Origin of the sequence: Cellulomonas sp. SLBN-39 (assembly GCF_006715865.1) — a bacterium.
Lineage (GTDB): Bacteria > Actinomycetota > Actinomycetes > Actinomycetales > Cellulomonadaceae > Cellulomonas.
On sequence record NZ_VFOA01000001.1, the window covers coordinates 2,349,583 to 2,362,947 of the forward strand.

Annotated in this window: 13 protein-coding genes; 7 read left to right on the plus strand and 6 right to left on the minus strand. The window is 75.8% G+C overall.

All coding sequences use genetic code 11. The annotated features are described in order from the left end of the window. Positions 1–15 precede the first annotated feature (15 nt). Both FBY24_RS10850 and FBY24_RS10855 read left to right on the plus strand, forming a co-directional pair. Positions 16–1,107, plus strand: coding sequence for a permease (locus FBY24_RS10850; RefSeq protein WP_142160506.1), 1,092 nt, complete (start codon positions 16–18; stop codon positions 1,105–1,107). Beyond that, positions 1,098–2,243: a GNAT family N-acetyltransferase gene (locus tag FBY24_RS10855; RefSeq protein ID WP_142160508.1), complete on the plus strand. Its 1,146-nt coding sequence runs from the start codon at positions 1,098–1,100 to the stop codon at positions 2,241–2,243. The genes FBY24_RS10850 and FBY24_RS10855 overlap by 10 nt, the downstream gene beginning before the upstream one ends. A 47-nt stretch (positions 2,244–2,290) precedes the next feature. Here the strand turns inward: FBY24_RS10855 and FBY24_RS10860 are convergent, their stop codons facing one another. From FBY24_RS10860 to FBY24_RS10875, 4 genes are all read right to left on the minus strand, one after another. Beyond that, positions 2,291–2,545 (minus strand): PTS transporter subunit EIIB, encoded by a 255-nt coding sequence (locus FBY24_RS10860; protein ID WP_160158494.1) that lies wholly within the window; start codon positions 2,543–2,545, stop codon positions 2,291–2,293. Beyond that, the gene (locus FBY24_RS10865; RefSeq protein ID WP_140457535.1) at positions 2,542–3,408 is read right to left on the minus strand and encodes a PRD domain-containing protein; all 867 of its coding nucleotides are present in this window, start codon (positions 3,406–3,408) and stop codon (positions 2,542–2,544) included. The genes FBY24_RS10860 and FBY24_RS10865 overlap by 4 nt, the downstream gene beginning before the upstream one ends. 153 nt (positions 3,409–3,561) lie before the next feature. After that, complete coding sequence (locus tag FBY24_RS10870) at positions 3,562–4,971, minus strand: glycoside hydrolase family 1 protein (RefSeq protein ID WP_142160510.1); 1,410 nt, start codon at positions 4,969–4,971, stop codon at positions 3,562–3,564. A 73-nt stretch (positions 4,972–5,044) separates the two neighbouring features. Continuing rightward, entirely contained in the window at positions 5,045–6,946 is a 1,902-nt protein-coding gene (locus tag FBY24_RS10875; RefSeq protein WP_255432348.1) for a beta-glucoside-specific PTS transporter subunit IIABC, read from the minus strand. 303 nt (positions 6,947–7,249) lie between these two features. On the opposite strand from FBY24_RS10875, the gene FBY24_RS10880 reads away from it, so the two are divergent. From FBY24_RS10880 to FBY24_RS10900, 5 genes are all read left to right on the plus strand, one after another. Continuing rightward, positions 7,250–7,954, plus strand: coding sequence for a histidine phosphatase family protein (locus FBY24_RS10880; protein ID WP_142160514.1), 705 nt, complete (start codon positions 7,250–7,252; stop codon positions 7,952–7,954). 195 nt (positions 7,955–8,149) lie between these two features. Then, positions 8,150–8,422 carry an HPr family phosphocarrier protein gene (locus FBY24_RS10885; protein ID WP_142160517.1) on the plus strand — a complete coding sequence of 91 codons (273 nt, stop codon included), beginning with the start codon at positions 8,150–8,152 and terminating at the stop codon, positions 8,420–8,422. Then, positions 8,419–10,170, plus strand: a complete 1,752-nt coding sequence (locus tag FBY24_RS10890) for a phosphoenolpyruvate--protein phosphotransferase (protein WP_142160519.1) — start codon at positions 8,419–8,421, stop codon at positions 10,168–10,170. Before FBY24_RS10885 ends, FBY24_RS10890 begins: the two co-directional genes overlap by 4 nt. Before the next feature lie 151 nt (positions 10,171–10,321). Next, entirely contained in the window at positions 10,322–11,434 is a 1,113-nt protein-coding gene (locus FBY24_RS10895) for a diguanylate cyclase (RefSeq protein WP_142160521.1), read from the plus strand. Between the two features lie 99 nt (positions 11,435–11,533). Next, positions 11,534–12,079 carry a YqgE/AlgH family protein gene (locus FBY24_RS10900; protein ID WP_142160523.1) on the plus strand — a complete coding sequence of 182 codons (546 nt, stop codon included), beginning with the start codon at positions 11,534–11,536 and terminating at the stop codon, positions 12,077–12,079. 39 nt (positions 12,080–12,118) lie between these two features. On the opposite strand, the gene FBY24_RS10905 is transcribed toward FBY24_RS10900, so the two are convergent. Both FBY24_RS10905 and FBY24_RS10910 read right to left on the minus strand, forming a co-directional pair. Continuing rightward, positions 12,119–12,712: an MOSC domain-containing protein gene (locus tag FBY24_RS10905; protein WP_142160526.1), complete on the minus strand. Its 594-nt coding sequence runs from the start codon at positions 12,710–12,712 to the stop codon at positions 12,119–12,121. A gap of 43 nt (positions 12,713–12,755) precedes the next feature. Beyond that, positions 12,756–13,286 (minus strand): MarR family winged helix-turn-helix transcriptional regulator, encoded by a 531-nt coding sequence (locus FBY24_RS10910; RefSeq protein ID WP_142160528.1) that lies wholly within the window; start codon positions 13,284–13,286, stop codon positions 12,756–12,758. Between the last annotated feature and the right edge of the window lie 79 nt (positions 13,287–13,365).

Here is a 13,365-nt window from a genome sequence, read left to right on the forward strand (position 1 = left end):
AAGGAGCGCACGACCATGGCGACGGTGTGGGAAGAGGTGTCGCAGGTCGTGTCCTTCGTGGTCATGGCTGCGCTGGAGCTCGCCCCCTGGTTCCTCCTCGCGGTCGTGCTCGGGGTGCTCGTGCAGCACCTGAACCTCGACGTGCTGGCCAAGCGCGCGTTCGCCCGGCACGGGGTCGTCGCCGTGCTCACCACGGCGGCCGTGGGGGCGCTCAGCCCGTTCTGCTCGTTCACGGTGATCCCGCTGATCAGCCGGCTGCTGCGCTCGGGCGTGCCGCTGTCCGCGGTCATGGCGTTCTGGGTCGCCTCACCCGCGATGGACCCGGAGATCTTCGCCCTCTCGGCCGCCGCGCTCGGCATCGACGTGGCCACCGCCCGCCTGGCGGGCGCCCTGCTGCTCAGCGTCGGTGCGGGCCTCGTCGTGCTGGTGCTCGAGCGCCGCGGGCTGTTCGCCCAGCCCCTGCGCCCCTCCGTCGCCCGTGCCGAGGCGGCCGTCGCCCGGCCGGTCCCCGTGCCCGCCACCGCCGGGGCGCCGGTCGACGCCCCGGCCGCGTCCGGTGCGGCCCCCGGCACGGGTGTCGAGGCGCCCGACGTCGCCGCGGCCGCCTGCGACCCCGACTGCGCCGCACCCGCCGAGGACCCGTGGGCCGACGACGACGGCACCCCGTGGCGCACGATGATCGCCCGCAACGCCCGCCTCATCGACTGGCGCCGGTTCGGTCGCGACGTGCTGCGGGACGCCCGCGGGCTCGGCGGGTGGCTGCTGCTCGCGCTCGTCGCGATGGCGCTCGTCGTCCGCTACGTGCCGACCTCGCTCGTCTCGTCCCTGCTCGGCGCCGACGGGGTCGCCGCGATCCCGCTCGCCGCGGCGCTGGGCACGCCGCTGTACCTCAACGGGGTCGCCGCGATCCCGGTGGTGCAGGGTCTGCTCGCCCAGGGCATGCTCCCGGCCGCAGGCGTGACGTTCCTGCTCGCCGGCGCCACCACGACCGTCCCCGCGATGGTCGCCGTCCGCTCCGTCGTCAACGGACGCGTCTTCGCGTTCTACCTGGGCGTGGCCTTCCTCGGCAGCATCCTCGTCGGCCTGCTCGTCTCGCCGTGGCTGTGACGGACGTCGGCCCCGGCCTCGACGCCGCGTGGGACGCGCTGAACGCCGAGAGCTTCTACACGGGCGGACCGTGGCTGCGGGCGTTCGCCGAGCGCGGCGGCATGCATCCCCACGTGGCGTGGTCCGACGACGGGTCCGCCGCGGCGCTGGCCTACGACGCCCGGACCGACGCCACCAACCCGCGCTACACGCACGCGTGGCTCTACGAGGACGCCCTGCGCGCGCCCGTCGGGGCGTTCACGCTGCTCGGCGGCTGCTCGGGGTACGCGGGCCACCTGCCGGCCGTGCCCGGGGCGTCGCCGGCCTCGCGCCGTGCGCCCGTGCGCGCCCTGCTGGACGCCCTCGGCCACGACGCCGCGCTGCTGCCGCACCTGACCGGCGAGGAGGCAGCCGACGTCGTCGCGGCCGGCGTGCTGCCCGGGCGCCCCGTGCCGGTGCTCGGCATGGTCACCGCGGCGATCGACCTGCGCGGCATGTCCACCCCGGAGGACCACCTCGCGTCGCTGTCGCGCACCAGCCGCTCCGGCGTGCGCCGCGACCTGCGGCGGATCGAGGCGTCGGGCGTCCGGGTGACCACGTCGGGGCTGGCGGAGGTGGTCGACGAGGTCGCGCCCCTGCTGGGGCAGGTGCAGGCGCACCACGGGCACGACGGCTCCGCCGAGGGTGCCGCGGCGTACCTGCGGCTGTGCGCCCACGGCGACCTCGCCCGGCACGCGTTCGCCGTCGTCGCCCGGCTCGACGGCGAGGCCGTGGCGTTCGCGCTCGGCTACCGGTGGGGCTCGGGGGTGGCGATGCGCGTGAGCGGCCTGCGGTACGACGTCGCCGCCGCGACCGGTGCGTACTTCGCGACGTACTTCTACGAGCCCGTGCGGATCGCGCTCGAGGCCGGGTGCACGTGGGTCGACCTGGGCGGCGAGGCGCTGGAGAGCAAGACCCGGCGCGGCGCGCACCTGGTGCCGCGCTGGGCGCTGTCCGTCGGCGCGGACGTCGACCCCGCCGCTGCGCGGGAGGTCACCCGCGCGCGCCTGGCGGACCTGCACGCGCAGGTCGGCGACCGCGCCGACCAGGCACGGCTCGACGCCTGGGACGCCTGGCACGCCCGCCTCGCCGGGACGAGCCCCTCACCGGCGCGGTGACGGCCGTGGCGGACCATGAGCCGACGACCCACGCCCCGGGAAGCGGCTCAGCGTGCGTCCGCCAGCAGTGCGGCGACCGCGGCGTGGGTCTCGAGGAGGCCCGTGCGCAGCGCGACCTGGAGCTCGCCGGCCGCGTCGACGACGAGCAGGACGTCGTCGAGCGCGGCCAGCCCCGCGCGGTCGGCCGCCGCGGGGTCGACGAGGTCGAGCCGCAGCCGGCTCCAGCAGTGCGACACCGCGCGCACGTTGCCCGCGCCCCCGGCCAGGCCGACGATCGCGGCGCCGAGCGCGTCCGCGCTCACGCCTGCCCCGCCTGGGTCTGCTCGGCGCCCGCGGCGCGCAGCCGGGCGATGTGCAGCGTGAGGTAGACGCGCTCCTCGTCGCCGACGTCCCAGCCGAAGCGCTCGGCGAGGAGCTCGGCGACGTCGCGGGCGACCTCGTACTCCTCGGGCGCGCCGTCGCGGACCGCGTCGAACATCCCGGCGACCTTGTCGGCCATGGTCTGGCCGCGCCGCTGCCGGACGATGAGGTACCGCAGGTGCAGCACGAACCGGGCGACGGCGGGGGAGTCCTCGTCCAGCTCCAGGCCGAACCGCTCGTGCACCAGGGCGAGGGTGCGGGTCAGCACCTGCGTCATCTCGACCGTCGTCTGCATGTCGGGCGACGCGCCGAACTGCGCGTTGACCAGGTGCAGCGCGATCGGGACCGCCTCGCCCGGGGGGAGTCGCACGCCGCGCTCGGCCTCGATCGTCCGCAGCGCACCGCGGGCGAACTCCAGCTCGGCGGGGTAGAGCCGCGCGACCTCCCACCGCAGCGGGTAGTCGACGTCGGCGGTGCCCTCCGCGGCCCGGCGCAGCGCGAACACCAGGTGGTCGGCCAGCGGGATCAGCACGGCGTCGGTCACGTGCTTGCCGAGCTGCTCGCGCGCGTCCGCGACGATCCGGACGGTGAGGTCGACCTCCTCCGCGGGGATCTGCTCGACGAACGCGGCGATGCGGTCGATGCCCGCCGCGCTGGGCGTGAACCGCCGCTCGACGCGCTCGAGGTCGACGACGTCGCCCGCCCGGGCCTGGAAGCCCACGCCGCGGCCGAACAGCACGACCTCCCGGCCCTGCTCGTCGACGCCGAGCACCACCGAGTTGTTGAACACCTTCGCGACCTTCACGCCCGCACCTCCTGTGCCGTCCGCACCGCACCGTGCGGCTGCCGGCCCCGCGCCACGCTGCGCGGGACCACTCTCGCGGACGGCGGCCGCGCGCGCACCGCGCCACGGCCGCCGTCCCCTCCTCGCCCCCTGCGTCGACCCGGGTGCCCCGGGTCAGCCGTCCTGCAGGCTCGCGCCGTCGGTGGCGATCACCTGGCGGTACCAGTCGTACGAGGCCTTGGTGCGGCGGGTCAGGGTGCCGGTGCCGTCGTCGTCGCGGTCGACGTGGACGAACCCGTACCGCTTGCTCATCTGGGCGGTGGACGCCGACACGAGGTCGATGCAGCCCCACGGGGTGTAGCCCATGACCTCGACGCCGTCCGCGATCGCCTCGGCCACCTGCCCGAGGTGGTCGCGCAGGTAGGCGATCCGGTAGTCGTCGACGACCGTGAGCCGGCCGTCGACCTCGACGAGCTCGTCGCGCGCGCCGAGGCCGTTCTCGACGATGAACAGCGGCTTCTGCCACCGGTCCCAGAACTGGTTGAGCACCACGCGCAGGCCCTGCGGGTCGATCTGCCAGCCCCACTCCGAGGCAGGCAGGTGCGGGTTGGGCACGCCGCCCATGATGTTGCCCTCGCCGGCGTCGACCTCGGCGGCGGTCTCGCAGATGCTCATGTAGTACGAGAACGACACGAAGTCGACGGTGTGGGTGAGGGCCTCGCGGTCGGCGTCGGTGATGTCGAGCTCGATCCCGCGCTCGCGCAGGTCGCGCAGCACGTACCCGGGGTAGCGGCCGCGCACGTGCACGTCGCCGTAGAAGAGGTTGCGGTGGTCGGCGTGCATCGCGGCCACGACGTCGTCGGGCGCAGGCGTGAGGGGGTACACCGGCATCGCCAGGACCATGCAGCCGACCTGCGCGGCGGGGTCGACCTCGTGGATCACCTGCGTGGCCAGCGCCGACGCGACGAGCTCGTGGTGCGCGGCCTGGTAGAGGTCGGCCTCGGTGAGCTGGTCCTTCGGTGTGGCGATGCCCGCGCTCATGAACGGGGCGTGGAACAGCGAGTTGATCTCGTTGAACGTCAGCCAGTACGTGACCCGCCCCCGGTACCGCTCGACGAGGGTGCGCGCGTACCGCACGTACAGGTCGACCATCTCCCGGCTGCGCCACCCGTCGAGCCGCTCGGCCAGCGCGAGCGGGGTCTCGTAGTGCGAGATCGTCACCAGGGGCTCCATGCCCAGGCGCAGGCACGTGTCGACCACGCGGTCGTAGAACGCCAGCCCGGCCTCGTTCGGCTCGGCGTCGTCGCCGTGCGGGAAGATCCGCGACCACGCGACCGAGAACCGGAACGTGCGCAGGCCCATCGCGGCCAGCAGCTCCAGGTCGTCCTCGTACCGGTGGTAGAAGTCGATGGCCTGCAGCTTGAGGTTGTCCGGCGTGGGCGCCTCGGTGCGGGGCCCGAAGATCCCGCGCGGCAGGACGTCCTGCACGGACAGGCCCTTGCCGTCCTGGTCGTACGCGCCCTCGATCTGGTTCGCGGCGGTCGCGCCGCCCCACAGGAACGTGGGCGGGAACGGGGTGGTCATGGGTCCTCCTGGGTCGGGGTGCGCGGGCCGGCCCGGTGGGGCCGGCCCGCGCGGGTCGGGTGCGGGCGCCGGGTCAGGCGGGGACGGTGGCGGGCTCGACGGTCACGAGCAGGTCGCCCGCGGCGACGGCGCCGGTGGTGAGCGCGACCGCGGCGTAGGCGGCGCTGTTGGTCACCAGGACCACCGTCGTCGGGTCGTACCCGGCGGACCGCAGCACCGCCAGGTCGACGTCGACGAGCGGCTGGCCGGCGGCCACGCGCTCGCCCTGCCGGACGGCGGGGGAGAAGCCCCGCCCGTCGAGCTTCACCGTGTCGATGCCGACGTGCACGAGCACCTCGACCCCGTCGTCGCCGCGCAGCCCGTAGGCGTGCGGCATCGCCGAGACGACGAGCCCGCTGACGGGGGCGACCACGTGGCCGTCCGACGGCACGAGGCCCACGCCGGTGCCGAGCGCCCCGGACGAGAACACCTTGTCCGCGACCTCGCCGAGCGGCACGGCCGTGCCGGCGACGGGCGCCAGCACCCGGGCCGGTCCGCCGTCGGTGCCGGCCCCCTCGGGGGTGCCCGCCTCGGGCGCGGCCTGCTGCGGGATGTCGGTGAAGCCGAGCGTCAGGGTCAGCACGAACGCGATGACCATGGCCGTTCCGGTGCCGATGAGCTGCATCGCGAAGCTCCCGACGCCGATGGTCGCGGCGATGGAGATGCCGCCGGGCACCACGAAGCCCTCGGCCGCCGAGCCGCCGGCCGCGGCGATGGCACCGCCGACCGCGCCGCCGATGCACGCGTAGACGAACGGCTTCTTCAGGCGCAGCGTCACGCCGTAGATCGCCGGCTCGGTGATGCCCGCGAGGATCCCGGACAGCGCCGCCGGGCCGGCGACGCCCCGCAGGTCGGAGTTCTTGGTCTTGATCGCGACGGCCGCGGCGGCGGCGCCCTGGGCGAGGACGGCGGCGAACAGCGGGCCGGTCAGCAGCGAGTAGCCCTGCATCGAGATGTCCTGCACGAACAGCGGCACCAGGCCCCAGTGCAGGCCGAAGATCACGAAGATCTGCCACCCGGCGCCCAGCAGCGCGCCACCCACGACGGGGCTGAGCGACCACAGCGAGTTCACGACCCACGACAGCCCCTGGCCGAGGTAGTCGGCGGCCGGGCCGATCGCCAGGAACGTCGCGGGCACCACGACGGCGAGGGTGATCATCGGGGCGACGAAGTTGCGGATCGCGTCGGGCAGGACCCGGTTGGCCAGGGCCTCGACCTTCGACTGCGCGTAGACCGCGAGGATGATCGGGATGACGCCCTGCAGGTAGCTGATGAGCACGACCGGGATGCCGAGGAACGTCAGCTCCCCGCCCCCGGCCACGAAGGCGCTGAGCGTCACGTCCGCACCGTCGGGGCCGGCGACGACCGCGACCGTGTCGGAGTACACGAGGGCCGCGGCGATCGCGACGGACACCCACTGGTTGGCCTTGAACTTCTTCGCGGCGGTGATGGCCAGGAAGAAGGGCAGGAACTGGAACACCCCGTCGGCGGCGACGAAGAAGATCTCGTACGTCGTCGTGGCGGCCGCGCCCGGGCTGACCTCGGCCACGACCGCCAGCAGGGCCTTGAGCAGGCCGGCACCGGCGAGCACCCACAGGAACGGGGTGAAGATGCTGGTGACGAGGTCGATGATCCGGGCCATGACGCCGCCGCCGGAGCCGCCGTCCGACGACGTGCTCAGGTCGCCGTTCCGGGTCAGCGCCTCGTACACCTTGTTGACGGTGTTCCCGATGACGACCTGGAACTGCCCGCCGGACTCCACGACGGTGATGACGCCCGGCGCCTGCTCGACGCGGGCGCGGTCCGCCGCCGCGGCGTCCTTGAGGCGGAAGCGCAGGCGCGTCGCGCAGTGGGTCACGGACTCGACGTTCCCCGGCCCGCCGACGGCGGCCAGGACCGCGTCGGCGGTCGTCTCGTACTTCGATGGTGCTGCCACGATTCCTCCTTGAAGGTGACACCGGTCCTGCGTCGTCGCAGGGGAGCCGGCGCTGCACCCGTCCGGAGAAACAAAAAAGACCCAAACCTCGCCGCACCGAGGAAGGGCCGACCACGTGACGAGCACGTGCGGATACCTGGTGCGCCAAAGTCTGGGTCTTGCCTGTGACGTCACAATCCCGAACTTCGCAGCGCCTTGACTGCTGGGCCGGAACATAGACCCGTCCACGGGCGGTTGTCCAACATCCCAGGTCAGCGCCGTGCGCAGGGCCGGCGTCGGCGCGGGTGCCTATGCTCCGGAACCATGCCCGCCGCCCCGCACCCCGCCGACGCCCCCTCGACCGACGCCGAGCTGCGCCTGCACCTGGTGCGCCACGGCCGCACGGTCTACAACGTCGAGCGGCTCATGCAGGGCTGGTCCGACTCGCCGCTGACGCCCGACGGCGAGGAGGGCGTCGTGGCCACCGCGCGGTGGCTGGCGCCGGTGCCGTTCGTCGCGGCGTACACCAGCCCGCTCGGGCGCACCGTCCGCACCACCGAGCTCCTGCTCGCCGAGCACCCGACCCTGCGGCCCGTCGCGCTCGACGGGCTGCGGGAGTTCGGGTTCGGCGACTACGAGGCGACCTCCGAGGTGGAGCTGTTCGCCACGGTCGACCCGTTCACGATGTTCGGGTCCATCGTCGGAGGCACCTTCGAGGGGCTGGCCGGCGGCGAGACCGGGCCGGCGTTCCGGACGCGCGTCGACGACGCCTTCGCCGAGATCGTCGCCCGGCACCCCGACGGCGGGGACGTCCTCGTGGTCAGCCACGGCGTCACGCTCGCCGCGTACCTCGCGGTCGCCTCGGGCCTCGACCTCGCCGACGTCGACCCGCTGCGGCACGGCCCGCTCGAGAACGCGAGCGTCTCGCTCGTCGCGGTCGACGGCGCGCGGCGCACCCGGGTGCTCGACGTCAACGCCGGCCCGTGGACGGGCCGCGCCCCCGGCGTCGCGGGCGCCCTCGGGGCGTGACTTGACTGCCCGGGCGGCGCGGGTGCACGATCGGCGCACCGCAGTGGATTGTGACTGACGCGATCAGGCAAGACCCGAGGAACCGCACCGGTGGTGCGTGTTCTCGGGTCTTTTTCTTTTCCCGCCCGGAACGGTCCCCAGAGCATCCCCGGGCCGACGTGGTGGTCTGCCCGCCGACGACGACGGAGTGTCCCCGTGCTCGAACGACGAGTCATCATCGCGTCCGCCTCCGGCCTGCACGCCCGGCCGGCCTCCCGCTTCACGCAGGCCGCGGCCGACTGCGGCCACCCCGTGACGGTCTCCCGTCCCGGCCAGCCCGGCGTCGACGCGTCCAGCGTCCTCATGGTCATGTCGCAGGGCCTCGGGCACGGCGAGGAGGTCGTCCTGGCCAGCGACGACGCCGCCGCCGGGCCGGCGCTCGACGCGCTCGTCACGCTCCTCGAGCAGGACCTGGACGCGCAGGAGTGAGCACCGACGTCGCCCCCGCGCCGCGCACGGTCGCGACGCCCGACCACCGGGCCGCCGCGCCGGCGCCCGGCACGGTCCTCACGGGTGTCGGTGCCGGACGCGGGGCGGTCGTCGCCCCGCTCGCCGTGCTGCGCGCCGCCCCGGCGGCCCCCGCCGACGAGCCGGCGCCGGCCGACCCGGCCGCCGCGCGTGCCGCGATCGACGACGCGTTCGCGCAGGTCGCGAGCACCCTCGCCGCCCGCGCCGCCGCCGCCACGGGTGCCGCCGCCGGTGTGCTTGGCGCGGCCGCGAGCATCGCCCGCGACCCCGCGCTGCGGGCCGACGCGCACGCCCGCGTCGACGCCGGGCAGGGTCCGGCGACCGCCGTCGAGGGGGCGGTCGACCGGTTCGTCGAGATGTTCGCCGCCGCGGGTCCGCTGATGGCCGAGCGGGTCACCGACCTGCGCAGCGTCCGTGACCGCGTCGTCGCCCGGCTGCTCGACGCGCCCGAGCCGGGCGTCGCGCTCGAGCGTCCGTCGGTCGTCGCGGCCCTCGACCTGTCGCCCGCCGACACCGCCGCGCTCGACCTCGACCTCGTCGTCGGCATCGTCACCGAGCTCGGCGGCCCCACCGGGCACACCGCGATCGTCGCCGGCCAGCTCGGGCTGCCGTGCCTCGTGCGCGCGACCGGGGTCACCGCCCTGGCCGACGGCACGGTCGTGGCCCTCGACGCCGGAGCCGGCACCCTCGTCGTCGAGCCCGACGCCGCCACGCGGGACGCCGTCGGCCGCCGGGCCGCGCGCGAGCGCGCCCTCGCGCAGGACACGGCCCCCGGCGCCACGGCCGACGGGCACCCCGTCGCGCTCCTCGCCAACATCGGCACCGTCGAGGACGCGCGCCGCGCCGCCGCCTCCGCGGTCGAGGGCGTCGGCCTGTTCCGCACCGAGGTGCTGTTCCTCGGGCGGGCCGACGCGCCGGGCGTCGAGGAGCAGGAGCGGGCCTACCGCGACGCGCTCGACGCGCTCGGCGGCCGCAAGACGGTCGTGCGCACGCTCGACGCGGGTGCCGACAAGCCGCTGGCGTTCGCCACCCAGCCCGACGAGGAGAACCCGGCCCTGGGCGTGCGGGGGTACCGCCTCGTGCGGACCAGCCCGGCGCTCGTCGACGGCCAGCTGCTGGCCCTCGGGCGCGCCGCGGCCACGGCCGACGGCCCGGACCCGGCCCTGTGGGTCATGGCCCCCATGGTCTCCACGCCGGCGGAGGCGCGCGACGTCGCCACGCGGGCGCGTGCGGCCGGGGTCGGCACCGTCGGCGTCATGGTCGAGGTCCCCGCGGCGGCCCTGCTCGCCCGCGAGATCCTCGCCGAGGTCGACTTCGTCTCGATCGGCACCAACGACCTCGCGCAGTACACGATGGCCACGGACCGGCTCCGCGGCGAGCTCGCCGACCTGCTCGACCCCTGGCAGCCGGCCGTCCTGCGGCTCGTCGCGCAGACCGCCCGCGCGGGCCTGGACGTCGGCAAGCCCGTCGGCGTCTGCGGGGAGTCGGCGTCCGACCCGCTCATGGCGCTCGTCCTGGCCGGGCTGGGCGTCACGAGCCTGTCGATGTCGCCCGGTGCGGTGCCCGCGGTGCGGTTCGCGCTGCGCCGGCACACGCAGGAGCGGTGCGCGGCGCTCGCCGCGGCGGCCCTCGGTGCCCCCGACGCGGCCGCGGCGCGCGCCGCCGTCCTCGCGGGTGCGGACCCGGAGGTCGCCGACCTGGTGGGCTGAGGTCCCGCCGCAGGTGGGGCGGGCACCCGCACGGGTGAAGCACCGGGTGAAGAGGGCCGTTCTGGGCCGGTATGTCCCCCGGGGGTCGACAGACTGGGCCCGGGCCGCTCGCCCCCGGTGGTGACGGCCACCACGAGCGGCCGGTGCCGGGGTGACGGTGGACGTGCTCTTCGCGGTCGGGCGGGGCGAGGACCTGACGGTCCTCGCCCGCCGCGTGCTCGCGCTGGGGATCGTCGTGTGCGTGCCGGCGCTCGTCACCGTGTGGGTCGTCGAGCAGGCCCACGACCCCTGGGTGCGGTGGGGCTACCCGGTCCTGCTCGTCCACCTCGCCACGCTCACCTGGATCCTGCTGCGCCGGCCCCGGTGGGTGTCCGCCGCGATCCTCGGCACCCTCGCGGTGCTGGAGACCTGGTGGATCGTCGTGGCCGTGGCGCGCGTGGCCGCGGCGCCCGACCCGGTGACGGCCTGGGCCGAGCTGTTCCCGATGCCCCTGCTCGGCACGGGGATCGTGCTCGTGGTGGCGTTCCTGTTCCAGCGCACGCGGGCCGCGCTCGTGCACGGCGGGATGCTGGTCGCGACCACGACCCTCGCCCTCGTCCTCGCGTTCAGCACGTTCCCCGACGGTGCCGAGCAGGTGGGCTGGTCGGTCCGGTTCGGCGTGTACCTGGGCGTGCAGCTCTTCCTGCTGCTCATCCTGTCGCGCGCCAAGGAGCACGTCGTGACCGCGCGGGCCGACGCGGAGCGTGCCGCCCGTGCCGCGCTGCGGATGCGGGACATGGCGTACCTCGACGACCTCACCGGCATCGCCAACCGCCGGCGCCTGCTCGAGGAGCTGCGGCACCAGGCCGGGCTGGTCGGGCCGTCGCACCCGGTGTCCGTCGTGTACTTCGACCTCGACCACTTCAAGCGTCTCAACGACGACCACGGGCACGACGTCGGGGACCAGGCCCTGCGGGCCGTCGCCGACGTCGCGAGCCGCGCCGTGCGCGACGACGACCTGCTCGCCCGGGTCGGCGGCGAGGAGTTCGTCGTCGTGGCGCCCGGTGCCGACCGTGCGCGCGCCGTGCAGCTCGCGGAGCGGCTGCGGCAGACCGTGCCGCACGAGCTCGGGATGACGGTGGGCACGGTCGTCACCGCGAGCTTCGGGGTCACCGAGCTGCTGCCCGACGAGGCGCCCGAGGACGTGCTGCGTCGCGTCGACGCGCTGATGTACCGGGCCAAGGGCGAGGGCCGCGACCGGGTCCGCTCCGAGCTCCCGCGCTGACCGCCGACCGCCGCCACGGGTTCACCCGCTGCGGAGGGGCTCGCGCGGTCGCGGCCGACCGCGCGGGCGACCCATGATGGCCGCGTGCCGGGTGAGGGGATGGTCGGACGCCTCCTCGTCGCGCGCCCGCGGCTGGTCGACCCGCACTTCCGCCGCGCCGTCGTCCTGCTGCTCGACCACGGCGACCACGGCACCCTGGGCGTGGTCCTGGACCGCCCGATGCCCGTGCCCGTCGAGCGGGTCCTGCCGCCCTGGCACGACCGGGTCGCACGCCCCGCGACCCTCTTCCAGGGCGGGCCCGTCGGCCTGGACTCCGCGATGGGCGTCGCGGTGCTCGACCCCGCCCAGCCGCCGCCGCGCGGCGTCGCCCGCCTCGTCGGCCCGTTCGGGCTCGTCGACCTCGACGCGGACCCCGACGTGGTGCTGCGCGGGGTCGTGGGTGTGCGGATCTTCGCCGGGCACGCGGGCTGGGGCCCCGGCCAGCTGGCCGCCGAGCTGGCGGAGCGCTCGTGGTTCGTGCTGGCGTCCCGGGCGTCCGACGTGCTGACGCCGACGGCGGACGGTCTGTGGCGGCACGTCATGCGCCGGCAGGGCGGCGACCTCGCGCTGCTGTCGACGTCCCCGGCGGACGTGCGCCTGAACTGACGGGCCCACCGGGCGGGACGGTGCCGCTGCGGGACGGGGTCAGCCCCGCAGGACGTCCTCGACGGTCGGGGTGCCGTCGGGGGCGGGCTCGACGACCACCGCGTCGCCCGCGGCCACCTCGCCGCCGTGCACGACCCGCAGGTACGCGCCGACGCGCCCTGCCTCCGTGAACCGGCGGACCCAGCCGCGCTCGTCCGCGCCGCCGACCCAGCGGGCGAACGTCGCGCACGGTCGCCGCGGACCGGTGACCTCGAGCACCACCTGCGCGCCCACGTGCCACCGGTCGCCGAGCCGCGCTGCCGTCGGGTCGAGGCCCGCCACGCGCAGGTTCTCGCCGAACCACCCGGGCGGCAGGTCGCGGCCCAGCGCCTCGGCCCAGTGCCGGGCGTCGTCCTCGCCGTACGCGTACACGGCCTTGTCGAGCCCGCCGTGGTGGCGGCGCGACGCCTGGACGTCGCCGCGCAGCCCGTAGGGGCCGACGCGCACCGGCCCGTCGACGGGCCGCTTGTCGATGGCGGTGACGCCCTCGGGGCTCTCGTCGGGGCGCAGCGCGTGCACCACGCAGGCCGCGACGACCGTGCCCGTGGCGGCGGGTGGTGCGGGGGCGGCGGCTGGCGCGGGCTCGGGCGTCACAGCCCCAGCCTAGGCGGGGCGTGCCCGGCCCGGACCTGGGCGGTCAGCGGTCCGGGTCGGGCGGCGCGTCGCGCAGGCGCGCGTCGGACCACTCCTGCGCGATGCGGTCCAGCGCCGCCGCGGACGCCAGCAGCGCGGCGCGCTCGTCCGGGGCCAGCCCGGCGAGCAGCGACCGCACGTCACGGGCCCAGGCGGCGTCGATGCGTGCGCGGTCCGCGCGCGCGCGGTCGGTGGGGTGCAGCAGGGCGCGGCGGGCGTCGTCCGGGTCGGGCCGGCGCTCGAGCAGCTCGCGGCGGACCAGGCGTGCGACGGTCGCGCTGACGTTGGAGTGCTGCAGGCCCAGCGCGCGGGCCGTGCGGGTCACGGTGGTGCCCGGGTGGGCGGCGACCCAGGAGAGCACCTCGACCTCGGACATCGGGAGCAGGTCGAGCCCGGCGCCGTGCTCGCCGAGCCGGCGCAGGCGCACGACGACGGTGTGCAGGGCGGCGGCGAACGCGTCCTCGGCCGGCGAGGAGGCGGTCGGGTCGGGCGTCGCGTCGGACGGCGGTCCGGGGGGCGGGGGAGCGGCGGGCACGGCACCACCCTACGCGTCTGGCATCATAGGTATGTCGACATACCGAAACGCCGCACCGTCGCCGCGCCGGCCCCCGCCC